The sequence below is a fragment of the Clostridium omnivorum genome (assembly GCF_026012015.1).
In the GTDB taxonomy this organism is placed as follows: Bacteria; Bacillota; Clostridia; order Clostridiales; family Clostridiaceae; genus Clostridium_AX; species Clostridium_AX omnivorum.
This window is the reverse complement of the sequence record NZ_BRXR01000001.1, coordinates 2,502,704-2,519,675: the sequence shown is the minus strand read 5'-3', so window position 1 is coordinate 2,519,675 and position 16,972 is coordinate 2,502,704. Positions and strand designations below refer to the sequence as shown.

The 16,972-nt window shown below is 33.2% G+C and carries 10 protein-coding genes; all 10 read right to left on the bottom strand.

What is annotated here, in order from left to right; translation table 11 throughout:
- Window positions 1-17: 17 nt before the first annotated feature.
- A complete protein-coding gene (locus tag bsdE14_RS12000) occupies window positions 18-533 on the bottom strand; it encodes a chromate transporter (protein ID WP_350339560.1) in 516 nt (171 codons plus the stop codon).
- 55 nt (window positions 534-588) lie between these two features.
- Window positions 589-1,212: a chromate transporter gene (locus bsdE14_RS11995; protein WP_264850174.1), complete on the bottom strand. Its 624-nt coding sequence runs from the start codon at window positions 1,210-1,212 to the stop codon at window positions 589-591.
- A 163-nt stretch (window positions 1,213-1,375) separates the two neighbouring features.
- Window positions 1,376-6,115: a polysaccharide lyase family 8 super-sandwich domain-containing protein gene (locus bsdE14_RS11990; RefSeq protein ID WP_264850173.1), complete on the bottom strand. Its 4,740-nt coding sequence runs from the start codon at window positions 6,113-6,115 to the stop codon at window positions 1,376-1,378.
- 72 nt (window positions 6,116-6,187) lie between these two features.
- A complete protein-coding gene (locus bsdE14_RS11985; RefSeq protein WP_264850172.1) occupies window positions 6,188-7,804 on the bottom strand; it encodes an extracellular solute-binding protein in 1,617 nt (538 codons plus the stop codon).
- Between the two features lie 190 nt (window positions 7,805-7,994).
- Window positions 7,995-9,113 (bottom strand): anaerobic sulfatase maturase, encoded by a 1,119-nt coding sequence (locus tag bsdE14_RS11980; RefSeq protein ID WP_264850171.1) that lies wholly within the window; start codon window positions 9,111-9,113, stop codon window positions 7,995-7,997.
- 69 nt (window positions 9,114-9,182) lie between these two features.
- Entirely contained in the window at window positions 9,183-10,376 is a 1,194-nt protein-coding gene (locus tag bsdE14_RS11975) for a glycoside hydrolase family 88 protein (RefSeq protein ID WP_264850170.1), read from the bottom strand.
- 24 nt (window positions 10,377-10,400) lie between these two features.
- Window positions 10,401-11,282 carry a carbohydrate ABC transporter permease gene (locus bsdE14_RS11970; RefSeq protein ID WP_264850169.1) on the bottom strand — a complete coding sequence of 294 codons (882 nt, stop codon included), beginning with the start codon at window positions 11,280-11,282 and terminating at the stop codon, window positions 10,401-10,403.
- Between the two features lie 18 nt (window positions 11,283-11,300).
- Window positions 11,301-12,275: an ABC transporter permease gene (locus bsdE14_RS11965; protein WP_350339559.1), complete on the bottom strand. Its 975-nt coding sequence runs from the start codon at window positions 12,273-12,275 to the stop codon at window positions 11,301-11,303.
- Between the two features lie 320 nt (window positions 12,276-12,595).
- Complete coding sequence (locus tag bsdE14_RS11960; RefSeq protein WP_264850168.1) at window positions 12,596-14,341, bottom strand: glycoside hydrolase family 35 protein; 1,746 nt, start codon at window positions 14,339-14,341, stop codon at window positions 12,596-12,598.
- Window positions 14,342-14,516: 175 nt separating this feature from the next.
- Window positions 14,517-16,859, bottom strand: a complete 2,343-nt coding sequence (locus bsdE14_RS11955) for a helix-turn-helix domain-containing protein (RefSeq protein WP_264850167.1) — start codon at window positions 16,857-16,859, stop codon at window positions 14,517-14,519.
- Window positions 16,860-16,972: the final 113 nt, after the last annotated feature.

Here is a 16,972-nt window from a genome sequence, read left to right as displayed (position 1 = left end):
TTGCAATCTTGTATAGGCTAATAAAAGCTGCCTACTGTAATCCCCACTACAGCAGAAGATAAAATTACAAGTATAGGGTGAATTTTATATTTTATAAGTGCTGCTAAAGATAAAATTAAAATAATAACAGCACTTAAATTTACAGCCTCAAGTGGTGCCTCCATAAGCCTTACCCAAAAATCCCTAGCATTATAACCTATTAGTAAAGAAGTTTTGGACACTGATATAGCAGCAGAAGCTATAAGTCCAACTACCACTGCTTTTATTCCCTTAAAAATAAGTATATTTAACTCATGATCTTTAAACTTGTTTAAAGATTTAAAGATAATTATTACACATAAAAAAGATGGCAGCATGATTCCTAGCATAGCAGAAAGTGCACCTAATAAATCGTTTACCTTAAAACCTACAAAAGTGGCTGAATTTACAGCAATTGGTCCAGGAGTCATACCTGCAATTCCTATTATGTCTACAAATTCTTTTGTACTTATCCAATTATTTCTTTCAATTTCCCGTTGAATTATGGGAATCATTGCATAACCTCCACCAAAACTGAAGGCTCCAATTTTAAAAAAAGTAATAAATAACTTAATCAATATCATTTTTAAATCCCTTCTTTACTTTGAGTTTGCTATCTATACTGATAATTCTTGAATAGTATATAATTGCTCCATACATTGCTCCCCCAATTATAAGAAATATAGGATTTACTTTAAAAAATGCCACTAATACAAATGTAATTAATGCTAATAAAATATCAATTCTATCCTTTATAGAGTTTTTGGAAACACTAACAGCTGCTGTTATAATAAGCGCTACAACTGCAGCTCCTATTCCTGCAAAAGCATCTTGCACTACTTTATAATCCTTTATCTTTGAAAAAAATGATGCTATAGTTATGATTATTAGAAAAGATGGTACTGCAACCCCTATAGTTGAAAATAGTGCTCCCTTTTTCCCTGCTATTTTATATCCAATAGCTGTGGCAGAATTAACAGCCACTGCCCCTGGAGTAGATTGAGCTACTGCTAAAACATCAACAATTTCAGCTTTATCCACCCAAGACCTTTTATCCACTATTTCCTTTTCAATTAGTGGAATCATAGCATAACCACCACCAAAGGAGAAAAGTCCTATTTTAAAAAAGGTAGTAAGTAATTGAAGTAATAATTTTAAGTTTACCTCTGCCTTTATCATATTTTTTTCTTTCATACAATTACCTCTCTTTTAGCTAAGCAATAATATAAGTTTATAATTTCATGATAATACCCCTGCATTATCAAATTGAAGTGTCAGATTAAGCTTATATAGGACAATTTCTTAAATAATTAGGACAAATAAATAGCCCTGGAGTAATCTACTCCAGGGTTTAGATTTAGCAGCTCTTCTTTCTTGTATTTTCAATAATTATAAAGAGGGAACCAATTAATATTGAAATTACTCCAATAGCCTGAGTTAGTTTAAAATCAACTAATGAGCCAGCCTTTGGAAGAGTACTGCTAGTATCAGACTTTTTGTCTACTATTGTTTCAGATTTTTTATCCGTTGCTGTATTTGGCGTATTGCTTATAACTGTCTGTATTTCTTTATCTACTACAAAGTAATCACTATTATGAGTTATTGAAAATTCAATATAGCCATTTTCATCAACTTTTAAGTTCTTATCTATTAATTCTATCTTGTTTTCAGCTTCATTGTAGTAGTAAACAAACAAACTATTCTTATCTTTTCCAGAAAGCCAATTACTATCAAGCTTTACTTTAACTTTTGCTATACCTGGAAGTTTCCCATTTTCAGCAAAGGAAATTACAAAAGCCTCGCTTCCATTTACTTTATTTCCAATCGCAGCTTTATTATGTGAATTAGTACTTTTTAATGGTGCTATGTTAACTGACAAATCAATATCCTTAATATCACCATTTATGTCCTTACCATTAAAGGTCCATTGAATTTTATCCTGAATAAAGGTTATTGACTTATCAATATTTTTTATTGCATTAAATAATGCTTTTTCAGCCTTTTTATTCTTAGCAGCATCTACAAATACCGTCTTTAATGAAGTATTTTTTATAGCTTCCACTATCTTATTTAATGTATTATCTATCAATTCTCCTTGATATTCATAAGGTTTTATAACATTTACTCTGCATACTGCAGTAAAACCTCCATCTTGTGAAGTAGCAGTTATATCTGCAGTTCCTTGCTTTAATGCCTTAACAATCCCGTTAGCATCTACTGCAGCTACGCTATTATCGCTGCTAGTCCAAACTACGGACTGGTTTGCAGCATCTGCTGGAACTATTGAAGCTTTTAGAGAAATAGTATCTCCTATATTCATATCTGCAGATGTTTTATCTAGAGTTAATCCAATAACGCTCTTTCTAAACTTTCCGATAATCGCCTTTCCTGCTGCATTATTAACATCAACAGAAATATGTGTTTTATCTCCAGAAGCTGTAACCACAATTCTGCTATCAATCTTTTCTGGAACTAAATTTGGTTCATTTATATCAACCTCGATAGTTCCGGTATTCATCATAGTTGGGTCTGATACAGATATGTCTAAATAGCCATCAGTTTTTTGTGATAAAATAGATGCCTTTTTATTTACTGTAATATAATCTACAGTTTGAACAGCATCATTCCAAAAGTTAGCTGCAAGTAAATTCAACGAATTTTTCTTTGCTGCTTGCACATCTGGAGTATTAGAAAGTATTGTTACGTCAGCATTTTTAGAATATTGTTCAACCTCATTTGGGGACATACCTGGAAGCAATACATAGGAATACTCTGCATTGTTTGGATTAGCTCCATGGTCAAGCCAGGTGGTCACATAATTTCTTGTAATAGGTGTTTTACTTCCATTTATATTGATATCAGACCAAGCTCCTGTTCTTGCTTCTCTCAGAGCATTGATATTTTCTCCCCTTGGAAAATAGTATCCTACATCTGAGTTAGGCATACTTCCTGCTAAGTGCATCCATTTTACATTGGACATAACTTCACTATCACCTAGATTATTAAGCTTTACAGTACCATCAACAGTAAGCTTATTATCCCCTGTATCTGATATTTTACGATTATCTACAATAGTTTCAATAGTTCTATTATCTGTACTATTAATACCTGCTCCAAGAGCTACAACTTCTTTTCCAAACATAAACCAAGATTTTTTTGCCTGCAAATTCATATTTAATTTATTAGTAATAGTACCTGTTGAATTCATATATAATTTATCTAAGAACATACCTGCTGTTCCATAGCTGCCTAAGGAAGTTCCTCCAACCCAGCTTTGAGGTGAAGTTATCTTACTAGCTGTTTGATCATTTGCAGCAGTAGGCTGTGGTAATTTATCCACAGTTGTTCCAGGTAAACGATATGGGTCCACAGTAGCCCAATAGTCATTTGCAAAGTTACCTAGGTCTCCATTATATAGATAAGTCATTCCATCACTAGTATGCCAGCCCTTTAAATTTTCACCATTCATAGTTTCATAATTTGATACTCGTTTAGAGTACATGCTTATAGCTATTGAATATAGTGGATCCCTATGAACAACCCTATCCATATTCGGATAATTAAACTGTCCTGTAAGTTCCTTTGCAGGTGTAATAGAAGGGTCATTGAGTATATCAAGCACTTGTGACTTAAGAATAATATCAGTACAGTTGCTTACATAGTCTCTGTAGGTATCCTGCTGAATCCAGTATTTCACCAAGCTCTTAAATTTACTAGCATATGGTTCTGGAGTAAACTGAGAGAATTGAATAAATACATTTATAAGTGAAGCTCCTATATCATGATCCTGATAACCACCTCTAGATATAGCTCTTCCACTGGCCATATCCATAGCAGAGCCCTTATACATCAATGGTGCTATACCAGTCTCAAGCCAATTATATATATTATTTATACTAGGGTCTTTTATCTGCCAACTACTTCCACTAAGTATGGATAATATATCTCCTATACCTTGAAGCAAAACTTGTCCGTATGTATTATTATAAGGAACAAATACATGCTGTATAAAAGAACCATCGCTATAAATTCCTTCTCCAGAAGTAACTAATTTAAAATTACCGCTTAAAGCATCTCTTCCAGCAGCTATAAAGTCCGCATCTTTTGTATTTATTCCATTAACAACTGCAACCTTACAGGTATCTGATAGATTTCCTCCTGTTGAGGTTACACGCCTGCCATAAGAATCCATATACCAAGTAGGATCGGATACAAAATTTCTAACTGCCATTTCATATCTATTTACCTGATCATCACTTAGATAATCGTAAAGCATAGAAACAAGGTTGTTTAAAACCTTAGGGCTTCCTATTACAAAGGCATACCAATTTCCATCTCCAGTACCATTATCCCCAACAAACATAGGTAATGTTATATTGCTGTTATATAGATTTTTATTCATCCATTCAAGACCTCTAAGGGTATCTCTAAGTAATTGTGTATTTCCTTTAAGGCTGGAACCCTCCATTAAATAAGCTTTTGCCATAGTCAAAAGTCTATTATAATTTGTAGTTACTTCAGAAGTCTTTCTTTTAGCTCCACCTTGTACAATACCAGGAATATCACTCCATAAATAGGTCCCTGTAGGATCCATACTGCTCCAAAAGCTTTGAGCTGAGGCAGCAATACTATCTACTAAAGCTTTCGTTGCTGGATCATTTATATCATAATTACTTCCACCTAATAAGGATGCTGCATACTTAACTCTCAAGCTGTCAAATTCATCACTAGTATAAGGTTCTACAGTTAGATTAAAGCTTGCAGTGTATTTATTATCTTCAGTTTTTACTGTGATTACAGCACTACCAGGTTCTATTGTTTTAACTAAACCATCTTGAACTGTAGCTATATCTTTATTACTGGATTCCCATACTAAATTAGTTTTAGGCATTACTGCAGCTGTAAGTAAAACATCTTTACCATTTGATACTGCTGCAGAGCTCTTATCTAGTACAAGCCCATTTACATTAACTGTACAAGCTGCTTTTTTAGAACTATCCGAACTTGATGTGGCTGTAACTGTTGCTGTACCTGGTTTAAGTCCAGTAATTACTCCGTTGTTATCTACTGAAGCTACAGAAGTATTATCTGAACTCCATAGCACAGTTTTATCACTGGCATTACTTGGTGCAATTGTGGCAGTAATAGTACTTGTACTTCCCATATCAATATTTACATTATCTTTATCTAGAGTAATACCTTCAACAGGCACACCTACCACATTGACATCACAAAATACTGTTTTAGTAGGGTCTACAGAGGAAGTCCCTGTAATTCTGCTAGTACCAACCTTTAATGCTGAAATTACTCCATTGTTATCAACTTCAGCAACACTGCTGTCTGAGGAGGTCCATATCATATCTTTTGTAGCAGCTGCTGGAGTATAGGACGGAGCAAGAGTATAACTACTTCCTGCTGCTAGAGATATAGAGCCTTCCGGTAAAGTAATGTTATCAATTATTTCTTGAAGATTGATATCATCAACCCAGGCCGTTCCTTGCGCTGCTGCAGAAGTACCATGAATTACAGATATCTTAACACTTTGACAAGTATCATCTATAATCTGATCATTATTTACTAGTGTCCAATCCATTGTGCCAGATTTTGATACATCTGATGATTTAATTTGTGTACCAGAAGCATCTTTTCCAGTATACTTTTGAAATCTAAAACCTATTGTATTTCCAGTTACACCTTCTGTCTTCATCCATACACTGGCCCTAAACTTTTTCCCAGCACTTCCTGCAGGTAGGTTCACCACTTGTCCTAAAAACAATCTAGTAGTATTGCTAGGGTAAGCACTAGGCGGTGCTATCTTCAGTGCATTATTTCCAGAATGTACGATATCGTTTACAACAGATATCATTGGACTATTTGCAGCTGGTGTGCTAGGCGATGTACTTGCAGTCCATGATGGAGCAATTATTGAAGGATTAGACCAATACTTGGAGTTTCCGCCACCTCCAGTTGTTTCAAATCCACCATTTACAATAAGTTGAGAAGCAGCTTTTGCACTTGTACCTCTAAATGTTAATGGTACAAGTGTAGTAACCATACTTAATATTAAAGCCATTGAAATGCTTTTTTTGAATTTCATTGTGAATTTTGCCCCCTTTTATTCATCTATATGGCTATTAAAAAAGGAGGAACTAAGTCCTCCCTTTTATTGTTATCTCTTGTTGTATCTTTCTAAAGCACTTTGTTTAATCTTTAGAACTTTGTCTATGTTCATCTTTTGAATTTGGCTTGTAAACTTATCATAGTTTGAAATTGGCTCTTGTCCCATTACGAACTTTAAGAACATTTCATCAACGTATGTGGTGATTTCATTTTCCATCTTTGATAATTCTGATGATTCCTCTGGTAATGCTGTTACAGCAGGAATTAAAGTCTTAGGAGCATCAGTATTAACCCATGCTTTTATAGCATCTTTTTGATTTTGTAGTTGATAATAATTGTCTATATACTCTTTAAGTTGTATAAATGGTCCACTGTAAGTTCTCATATATAACGCCATTGCTTGAGCTTGACTAAGTTTATCTGGGTTCTTAAGAATTAAATCAGTATAAACTGGCTTTCCATTAACTATTTTATAGCTTACATCTTTTATTCCAAAGTTATAAAGATCCATACCAGCCTTGCTGTATCCATAGTCTAGGAATCTTATAGCTTGCTCTATATTCTTAGTCTTAGCACTAACTGCAATACCTTGTCCTGTAGCTTTCATTTGTAGTTGTCCAGATGCAGCCTTTTGTCCTTTTACTGCTGATGGATATGGAACACCTACAAGATTATAGTTAGGGTCCTTATCCTTCATTGCATTCATCCAAACTCCAATTTCTCCACCACAGTAAGCTAATGTAGCACCGGATTTACCAGATAACATATCGGAAGCTTTTATCTTCTTATCAACTGTAGCAAAATTTTTATCTAGAAGCCCTTCGTTATACCATTTATTAAATGTAGTTACGAAGTCTTTAAAGCCTGGCTGCATAGGTCCAAATTTAACTTTTCCATTGTCTACATAGTATCCATTACCTACTCCAGCACCATAAGTAATACCATAAGCGCCTGCAAAAGCACCAAATATTTCTTTTAAGTCAAAAGTTAACGGAGCAGTAGCACCCTTCTTTTCCTTAAATGCTTTAAGAGTTGTTTCCCACTCGTCCATTGTAGTTGGAACTGGTAGGTTTAATTCCTTTAGCCAGTCTGCTCTCATTGTTGGTCCGTAATAAACTGTTAAACTATCATCACTTCTTATGAATGGGAACATGTAATATGAACCTGAATCTGTTTTACATGCCTTATCTATATCTGGATGCTCCTGTAAGAATTTCTTTAAGTTTGGAGCATATTTATCAATATAGTCGTTTAATTTAAGAATACTTCCATCTTTTATAGCCTTTTCTGGTCCACCTGGGAAGGAACTCCAGTCATTTTCAATTAAATCAGGAAGATCCCCAGAAGCTAATAGTAAGTTGAACTTTTCCTTTTCCTGTCCTTGAGCTGGATGAATGTATTCTACCTTAATACCAGTTTCTTTTTGTAGTTCCTTTGCAAATTCTGTTTCCCCTAAGTTTTTCTTAGAAGTAGATAAATTTGCATTAAGAGGAAGCCAATATTTCAAAGATACATCTGTTTTAATAGGGTAGCTTACCTCACCAGTTTTTCCACTTGTTTGTTTACTAGCATCAGATTTTCCTTTTTGGGCACAGCCAGTTAATAGTCCAGCAGATAACGTTAACGCAACTGCAGCTGTAACCATGCCTTTTAATTTTTTGTTCATGCTTTTTCCCCCTTATAAAATTTTAACGTTTACAATTTTGCTTTTATGTTTGTTTCATGCTTCTAATTTAATAAAATTTTCGCCATAATAACAGAGACAATTTCTAAAATGCGTTGACAATAATGTAGATATACCAGTAATATATACGCCTTATTATTACTGCCGGGGACAAAAACTAAAAATCATACTATTATCTTCTATTTGTTATATACCTTGCTGCATTATAAAACCTCTCAACTGAGTAATTGAAAAACTCATCATAGGCTTTACAATGTTTATTTAGACCTGGTTTTCCGTCATAAAAGGGCTCTCTTTCTCTCCTGCAGCCACCTCTACACAAGTTAAGCCACTGACATTTTCTACAATCCTCACATATGTAATTAGAACTCTTAATGAACTCCAGAGCCTTTGAAGATTTAGAAAGTGTCTCAATATCAACCTCTATGATATTTCCCATATACCACTGATCAGTTACATAAAAATCACAAGGATAGACACCTCCGTTAGCCTCGATTACAAACTGACAGCTGCATATTCCATTCATTCCACAGCTCTCTGTATTGTAGCCCATTATTCTTCTTAGTAGATTGTCAAAATATCTTATACTCACTGCTTCATTATTTAAAATGTCCTTATACCATAAATCAAAAGTGTTTTTTAGAAATTGTCCATAGATTTCAGGTTTTAGCGAGTACCCATAACCCCCTTTTTCTTCAAGTGGATCTAGACAAGGAATGAACTGAATATATCTAAAATTATTTTTCTTAAAAAACCCATATATTTTATTAGCATGCCTAGCTGACTCAGAAGTTACCACATATAATATGTTGTATTCTACACCATAACGATTAAATATTTCCACAGCTTTCATAACTCTGCTGAAAGTACCCCTATTTTCATAGTCAACTCTGTTTTTATCATGTAAATCTTTATAGCCATCTATTGAAAGTCCCACTAAAAAGTTATTTTCAGATAAAAATCTTCCAAAGCTCTCATCAATGGAAATGCCATTAGTTTGAATTGTGTTTACTATTCTTACATTCTTTTTATTGTATCTTTTTTCAAACTCTATAACCTTTTTATAAAAATCAAGCCCTACAAGAGTTGGCTCTCCCCCCTGGAATGCAAAATTGCATTGTATATCAGCAAATTCCAGAGTTTTTTTTACAATCTGTTCTAGAGTATCCTCACTCATGTTCCCATAAGATTTAACTTGTCTATTTTCTGCAACATCATTATAAAAACAATACTTACACTTTAGATTACATCCACTAGAAGCAGGTTTAATTAAAACACTGATAGGCGGCATATTCTCACCATCCTCACACTTATTATATAAACAAATAGGTTGCTGACCTATGCCAACAACCCATATTAATTACCAGTATAAATTCCAATCTTTTAGAGCTCTTACTAGAGCTTCAAAGTAATAGTAATCTCCCCATATACAACTTTCATCTATACCATTTCCTTGAGGTTTTGCATATACCCCATGTTTCAATATGCCATTTTCGTTGCTGTCTATTTCAACGGTATAGTTTAAAGCTAGTGATTTCAGCATGCTAAGAGCTGAATTTTCATAAAACATTCTATACTCATCTGCAAGCGGCATGTCTTTCAGCATCTCCATTATACCACAGACAGCTATAGCTGCGGAAGAACTATCCCTTTCTTGATCCTTGGTACCTTCTGTAAAAATTAAATCCCAATAGCATATTTCATCATTAGGAAGTCTATTTAAGAAGTAATTAGTTACCTTTTTTGCAAGCTCTATAAGCTCCCAATCCTTAGTATACTTATAGCTTAAAGGAAAACCATATATTCCCCATGCCTGACCTCTAGCCCAGCAGGAATTATCTGCATAGCCCTGATGAGTGGCACCTCTTAATGGTGCACCAGTTTCTGTATCCATGTAAAAGGTATGGTAAGTAGAGGAATCCTCTCTTACTATATACTTTGCAGCCTGCTTTACATGGCTGTATGCTATTTCCTTGTACTTTTTATCGCCAGTTACTTCTGAAGCCCAATATAATAATGGAAGATTCATATTGCAGTCAATTATCATCCTTCCCCTTTGAGCAGGATCATTTAAATCTCCCCAAGCTTGTATTATTCCAGCCTTGTCATAATATCTAGTTATTAATAAATCTGCTGCCTTTAATGCTGTTTCCTTAGCAACTTCACTGCCAGTAAGCTTATATGCACTTACACAGGATAATGTATATAAGAATCCAAGGTCATGATGGTCAACTTCAATTCTGTTATCTAATCTTTGCTTAAAGCTCTCTACTTGAATTTCAGCTACTTTTCGGTACTTTTCATCTTCTGTTACTTCATAAGCTAGCCATAACATTCCTGTCCAAAAACTTGCTGTCCAATCAATATTATCTATGGCAGGATAAACTCCATCTATACTTGCAGGTCTTGGAAACTTATAAGTGAAAGTCTCTAGGTTTTGATCCATTTTAGCTAAAACCTGCTTAATAGCTTTTTCTATAAAAGCCTTGTCCACATTTGGCCTCTTCTCATATCTCTGCTTATTCTTTATTCCTTCATCAACTATAGTTTTCATATGTCCTCCTATTTTCCTTATAGATTAACCTTTTACAGCTCCAACAAGTGCACCTTTTACAAAGTACTTTTGTAAGAATGGATATACACATAAAATTGGTAACGTTGCTACAACTATAACTGCATATTTAATTGATTCTCCTATAGCTTCCTGATCTCCCGCTCCAATACCTGCAGCCATTACTGAAGTATCATTTTGTATTAATATTTCTCTAAGTACTAATTGTAATGGATATAGACTTCTATCATTTATAAATATCATTGCATTAAACCAAGCATTCCAGTGGAATACAGCATAGTAAAGTACCATAACTGCTACTATTGGCAATGACAATGGAAGTATTATTTTAAAAAGAATTGTAAAGTGATTTGCTCCATCTAGCTTTGCTGATTCCTCTAAGCTGTCTGGTATAGCTTCAAAGGAAGTTCTCATTATTATTAAATTAAAGGTATTAATTGCTACAGGCAATATTAATGCCAAATAGCTATCATCTATATGGAGGCTTTTTACAGTAAAGTAGAATGGAATAAGCCCTCCACTAAAGAACATTGTAAACACTACGAAAAACATTAAAGTACTTTTCCATAAAAAATCTTTTCTTGATAGTACATAAGCTGCTAGAGAGGTCATCAAAATATTCAATGCTACTCCAAACACAACAACTATCAATGTATTTATATATCCTCTAACTATCATTGGATTTTTAAACACCATCTTATAGGCTGCAAAGTTAAAGCCTATTGGTTTTAATAATAAGCCTCTATGCGCTAATAATTCATTAGAATCACTAACGGAAGCAAATACTACGTGTAGTAATGGATATACAGTGACTATCATCATCGCTATCATGAAAATTATATTAAAAACATTAAAAACCTTTTCGCCCTTGCTTCTTTTAATAAGCATAATCCTATTCACACTCCTTTACCACAGACTTGAATCACTGAATTTCTTGCTTAATTTATTAGCTGTTACCAACAGGATGAAGTTAATTACTGAGTTAAACAAGCCTACTGCAGCACTATAACTAAACGCAAACTCCTGCAAACCTTTACGATATACAAATGTAGATATAACGTCTGCAGTTGAATATATAGCAGGGTTGTATAGTAAAATTATTTTTTCAAATCCAACACTAAGCATGCTTCCCATTCTTAATACCAGCATGATTATTATTGTAGGCATGATTCCTGGTATTGTTATATGAAGTGTTTGTTTCCACTTTCCTGCTCCGTCCACTTGTGCAGCCTCATATAATTCCTGATCTATTCCTGTTAGGGCTGCTAAGTAAATAATAGTTCCCCAACCTACTGTCTGCCATATATCTGATATTACATATACAGGTACAAAGTTTCTAGCTTCATTTAAAAGCGTAGTTGCTTGTCCTCCAAATAGAGTTATTATATAGCTTATTACTCCTGTATCTGATGTAAAGTCCTTTATCATACCACATACAACTACAAGAGATATAAAGTGAGGCATGTAGGAAATAGATTGTACTGCGCTTTTAAAGTACTTATTTCTTATTTCATTTATCAATAAAGCCAATATTATTGGCGCTGGAAAGCCAAATATTAAATTAGTTATACTTATTACTAATGTATTTTTTAGAACTCTCCAAAAGTAAAAGCTCTGAAAGAAATCAATAAAGTTTTTAAATCCTACCCAATCACTTCCCGATATTCCTTTAGTGGGTTGGAAATCTTTAAAGGCCATTATCAATCCATACATTGGCCCGTAATGAAATACTAGATAGAATGCTAATACTGGTAAGAACATTAAATAAAGACCTTTATTTAGTTTAAAGTCTTTGCGAACCAGAACTATAAAATTTGAAAATCTTGCTGCTAATGTTTCTTTGCTTTTAATCTTGCTATTTTTTTTACTTACATTCAGCATTTTGACCCCTTTCTATGCTCGGCTATATTACATGAGCATTTTTATTTATTCTTGCTGTAGAAGCTTGATTTCAATTTAAAACATTTTCATACCAAATCCTAGTGCCAATAGTTGAAATCGAAAGTCAAAAATGTATTTATGCTTTAAAATCAGCTTTTTGTGATGTAAACTAGGACTTCAGCCTCACCAATTTATTTTTATAGATAGGACATTTTCTAAAATTGAGGGTAAAAACTTATTTTAAAAAGCTTTTTCTCCATAAAAAAGTAAGTATTTGTATTCATAAATACTTATACTTACTTTTTTCTAATATTAATTACTTAACCTAAATTACTCTTATCCACAAATTCTACTACTGGTTTTTCAGTTCCATGGAGTTCAAAAACTACGATTTCATTTTTACCATACTTTAAAATTGGATAAGGCACATAGAGAGTTTTCTGAGGTCCAACCTTCCAGTATCTCCCTAGGTTAAAGCCATTAATGTATACAACTCCCTTGTTCCAGCCTTCTAATGATAAAAAAGTGTCCTTTAATTCATGAATTTCAAATTCTCCCCTATAAAATGCAGGCAGATCTTTATTAACTTTTCCTTCATAAACTATATTTTCAATGTTGTTAAGCTCTAAAGGATACATAGTCCAATTATGTTGGTATTGATAATCAATTTTTACACTTTCAGTTATACCCTTAGGGTCAAATATGTGCTGTCCATAATTTACCCTGCCCATATTCTCCACTAAAATATCCAATTGATTTTCATCTTGTTCAAAGCCTACAGTTAATTTTTTATTACCCTCTTGTCTATAAAGGATATCTATAAACTTCCCATTTATAAAAATTAATGCTCTATCGTGAACACCTCTTATATCAAGTTCGCAGCTTGATATGACTCCCTTTACAGTTGTTCTGTAAAGAGTAAACCCAAAGTTCTGATTAAGCTTTTCCATAGTAAGAGGACAAGCTGATTTTATAGGCTTAGATAACTTATCCAAACTCTCAAATAGTCCTTGCTGCTGTGTTAATACAACCTTTCCATAAGACTTTTTACCTACCTGTGGTAAAAGCTCCACTTGCTCAAGCTTTTTATATTTTGCTATAACCTTTTTGAAAGCATTGTACTTCGGTGTAATTTCTCCATCCTCAGTAAGTACCGAATCGTAGTCATAGCTTGTAATAGTTGGCTCATACACCTCTTGATAATTTGCTCCATTGTAGAACCCAAAATTAGTGCCCCCATGGAACATGTATAGATTTACTGAATATCCAAGCTCCAGCATTTCATCTAAAACCTCTGCTGCATCTTTTGCATCCCTTGTATGATGCTCTGAATCTCCCCAGTGGTCAAACCATCCATTCCAAAATTCCATACACATAGCTGGACCTGTACTTTGATATTCCCTTAATTTTTTTAATGCCTCCTCAGGTTTGGAGCCAAAATTTAAAGTCTTCAATACTCCGTCTAGAGTACCACCTTGAAGCATTAAATCTGTAGGGCCATCAGAAGTAAATAGCAATACATCTATACCTCTTTTAAGCATTCCCAGCTTCAAATACTCAAGGTATTCCTTATCATTGCCATAGCTTCCATACTCATTTTCTACCTGCATAGCTATTATAGGTCCTCCATTTGTACATAGAAGAGGCTTCAATTTATCTATTAGTACATCAAAAAATGCATCCACTCTATCTAAATAAGGTTTGTTATAACATCTAAGCTTTATCCCTTCTTCATTTAAAAGCCATGCTGGTAGTCCTCCAAACTCCCACTCACCACACATGAATGGACCTGGTCTCACTATTACATTAAGGCCTAATTCTCCAGCTAACTCTATATATTTACTTATATCTGCAAGCCCTTCAAAGTAAAATTGTCCTTTTTTAGGCTCGTGCAGATTCCAAGGTACATATGTTTCTACAGTATTTAACCCTAAAGCCTTTAGCTTTAAGAGCCTATCCTTCCAATACTCAGGCATAATTCTAAAGTAGTGCATTCCACCTGATAGTATTCTTACTGGTTTACCGTCATATACAAATGAATTATTAAGTACTTCAAATCTTCCCATAACATCCTCCGCTTTTCTTATATTGTTTTGTGCTGCATATACAATTTATATAGTTCAATTCTAAATTTTGTACTGTCTGAATTCTAGGGTAAAAAAATCAAAAGTACTGACAATAACTAAAATTTGCAGCTAAAAAAGGTGCAGCTAGTATATTTTTTAGTTGCACCTTTTCACATTACATTATTTGATTTGTTTCTTTATATTTACCTGGTGTAATTCCTTCTATTTTCATAAAGGCTCTTGTAAAAGTACGAACATTAGAATATCCAGTAGCTTTTGCTACATCATCCAAGTTAATCTTTTGCTCCTTCATTATTTGTTTTGACTTTTCAATTCTTACCTTGTTTATTTGATCTAAAATTCCCTCTCCAGACTGTGCCTTATAAAGCTTGGATATATATGACGGATGCATATCAAAATAATCAGCTATTGCAGAAATACTTAAGTTTTCATCCTTGTAGTTACTTATTATATAGTCATCCACTTTATTTTTTATAGCACAATTTTTATTCTTCTTATTACAGTTTATTTTATCACAGATTACCTTAAGTATATCCTCAAATTCATCCTTAACTTTACTAACAGTTTTATTATTAATTAGTTCTTGAATTTTACTTAGCTCATCTGAAAATTCATCTGAGGATATTGTATTTAAATCATTAATGGTCTTTAAAATTGTGCTTACTAAATTAAAAAATAGGCATTTTGCATTTTGAGGAGAAAGTTCTTTACCATCAAAGTTCCTTTTATAAACATCTTCTATAACTAATCTAACATTTTCAAAATCACCAGTTTTTACACAGTTTATTATCTGCTGTTCCTTTTCAATAGGATAATAATAGTCATTATTTATTTTAACCTTTGTATCATCATAAAAAATTACCCCACCAACACCCATAACTACTTTATATTCCATTGCCTCTAAGGTTTCATTATAGGCTGCATTTATTCCTTCAATGCCTTCGTGTATTGAACTTACTGCAATTGTAAAATCAATTTTATAATACTTCTTAATGAAATTCTGTAATTCTCTTGTTATTTCTTTTATTAGTTCTTCTGCCCCCTGGAGCTTATCACTTTTTAGATTAACTACAGCAGCAAGCATTCCATCAGTTTCTGTCACAAGCACTCCACATTTGTCATAGGCTAATTCCTCAAGGATATTAATAATAACAAATTGAGCTATCCTAAAGGCCTCTAGGCTATTGTAATTAGTTTGTTCCAGAAATACTTCACTAAAATCCTCAATATAGAAAAGCATTGCAGAAAAATAATTAGAATCAAAATTAATATCATAGGTTACTAAGGAATCGTTAACAGTTATGTCTCCAAAATTCCCCTTCAGTAATCTCTCAATAAACCTAAGCTTTAATATTGAATTTTGACTTATAAGTTTCTTATTGAACTCCTCTTTTTCACTTACAGCTTTTGTTATAGTCTTCTTGATAAACTGATATTCATCAGCTTCATTATCCTGACATTGCTCAGGCATACCCTTTAGCTCACTCATTAATATTTCCATTGGTGCATAATTTCGCTTGAGTAGAATATAAGTCATTCCTCCACCTAAAATTATGCAAAATAAAACGCTTAAATAAATGATTCTACGAGCATACTCAAGCTTTTCCCAAAAAACTCTTTCATGCATTATATGAATGTATTTACACTTTTCAACTTGTGAAGATACATATGAAACTACAACCTTTTCGCCATTGTAGTCACCAAGCAGCACACCTCTGCTCTTATCAAGCTTTTTATAATCTAACCAATCTGGTAATTGTCCCTTTTTAGCTTCTCCAGCAATAACATCATTATCTTCATTGATAATCATTAGCTGACCCTTATTCAAAGACTCTCCATTATCAGTCATCTTAATGAATTGTGATTCATCTATGGCCGTAATAAAATTAGCTGTAACATCTGTTTGTCTAAGTGATGGAAACGTTATGATATAGTATATACTTTTTTCATTACTTTTCCCCTCCTTAGGAATGGAAACAAACTTTCCGCCCCTGTAGTCTCCTTTAATTAGCTTTAACCATTTATCATAGCCATAATTATTCATTCCAGAATATATATCATAATAATCTTTATTTTCAAAGCTTCCTTTATCATTCATAATAAAATCACTATTATTTAAATAAATAAAAAAGTTATTAATGCTTGAATTAGCAATTTTGTAATTGCTTAATTCTTTTACTCCTTCATAAAAACTATAGTATTGATTATCATCAAATGGAGCTTTAACAGGTATTAGCTCTTGAATGCGATCATTATATGCTAGTTGCACACTCATTAATTTTATATTATCAGCTATACTATCCATATATTGCTGAACCTGACTTAAGTAAAAGTCATTAGCTCTGTTTATCTCATCCTTTACCAGACTATCCACTTTAGCATACATAATAATACTAATAAAAATTGGAAGCAAAAGTATTACTATGTATGATACTGCCCAGGTAAACATGATACTATTTCTTTTGATTATTTTAGATTTTATAAATGATTTGATCATATTTCCCCCTAGAATACTATTATTTTACCCCGCGCAAATTTTGACATAATACATCAAAACTATATTAACACAATATTAATATTTTTAAAATGTAATTAAACTTATTTATTCAA

Bases quoted from the DNA above. Each gene is read 5' to 3' on its own strand.
- bsdE14_RS11985 (WP_264850172.1), bottom strand. From the start codon at position 7,804: ATGAACAAAAAATTAAAAGGCATGGTTACAGCTGCAGTTGCGTTAACG.
- bsdE14_RS11975 (WP_264850170.1), bottom strand. From the start codon at position 10,376: ATGAAAACTATAGTTGATGAAGGAATAAAGAATAAGCAGAGATATGAG.
- bsdE14_RS11960 (WP_264850168.1), bottom strand. From the start codon at position 14,341: ATGGGAAGATTTGAAGTACTTAATAATTCATTTGTATATGACGGTAAA.
- bsdE14_RS11965 (WP_350339559.1), bottom strand. From the start codon at position 12,275: ATGCTGAATGTAAGTAAAAAAAATAGCAAGATTAAAAGCAAAGAAACA.
- bsdE14_RS11955 (WP_264850167.1), bottom strand. From the start codon at position 16,859: ATGATCAAATCATTTATAAAATCTAAAATAATCAAAAGAAATAGTATC.
- bsdE14_RS11970 (WP_264850169.1), bottom strand. From the start codon at position 11,282: ATGCTTATTAAAAGAAGCAAGGGCGAAAAGGTTTTTAATGTTTTTAAT.
- bsdE14_RS11980 (WP_264850171.1), bottom strand. From the start codon at position 9,113: ATGCCGCCTATCAGTGTTTTAATTAAACCTGCTTCTAGTGGATGTAAT.
- bsdE14_RS12000 (WP_350339560.1), bottom strand. From the start codon at position 533: ATGATTCCCATAATTCAACGGGAAATTGAAAGAAATAATTGGATAAGT.
- bsdE14_RS11995 (WP_264850174.1), bottom strand. From the start codon at position 1,212: ATGAAAGAAAAAAATATGATAAAGGCAGAGGTAAACTTAAAATTATTA.
- bsdE14_RS11990 (WP_264850173.1), bottom strand. From the start codon at position 6,115: ATGAAATTCAAAAAAAGCATTTCAATGGCTTTAATATTAAGTATGGTT.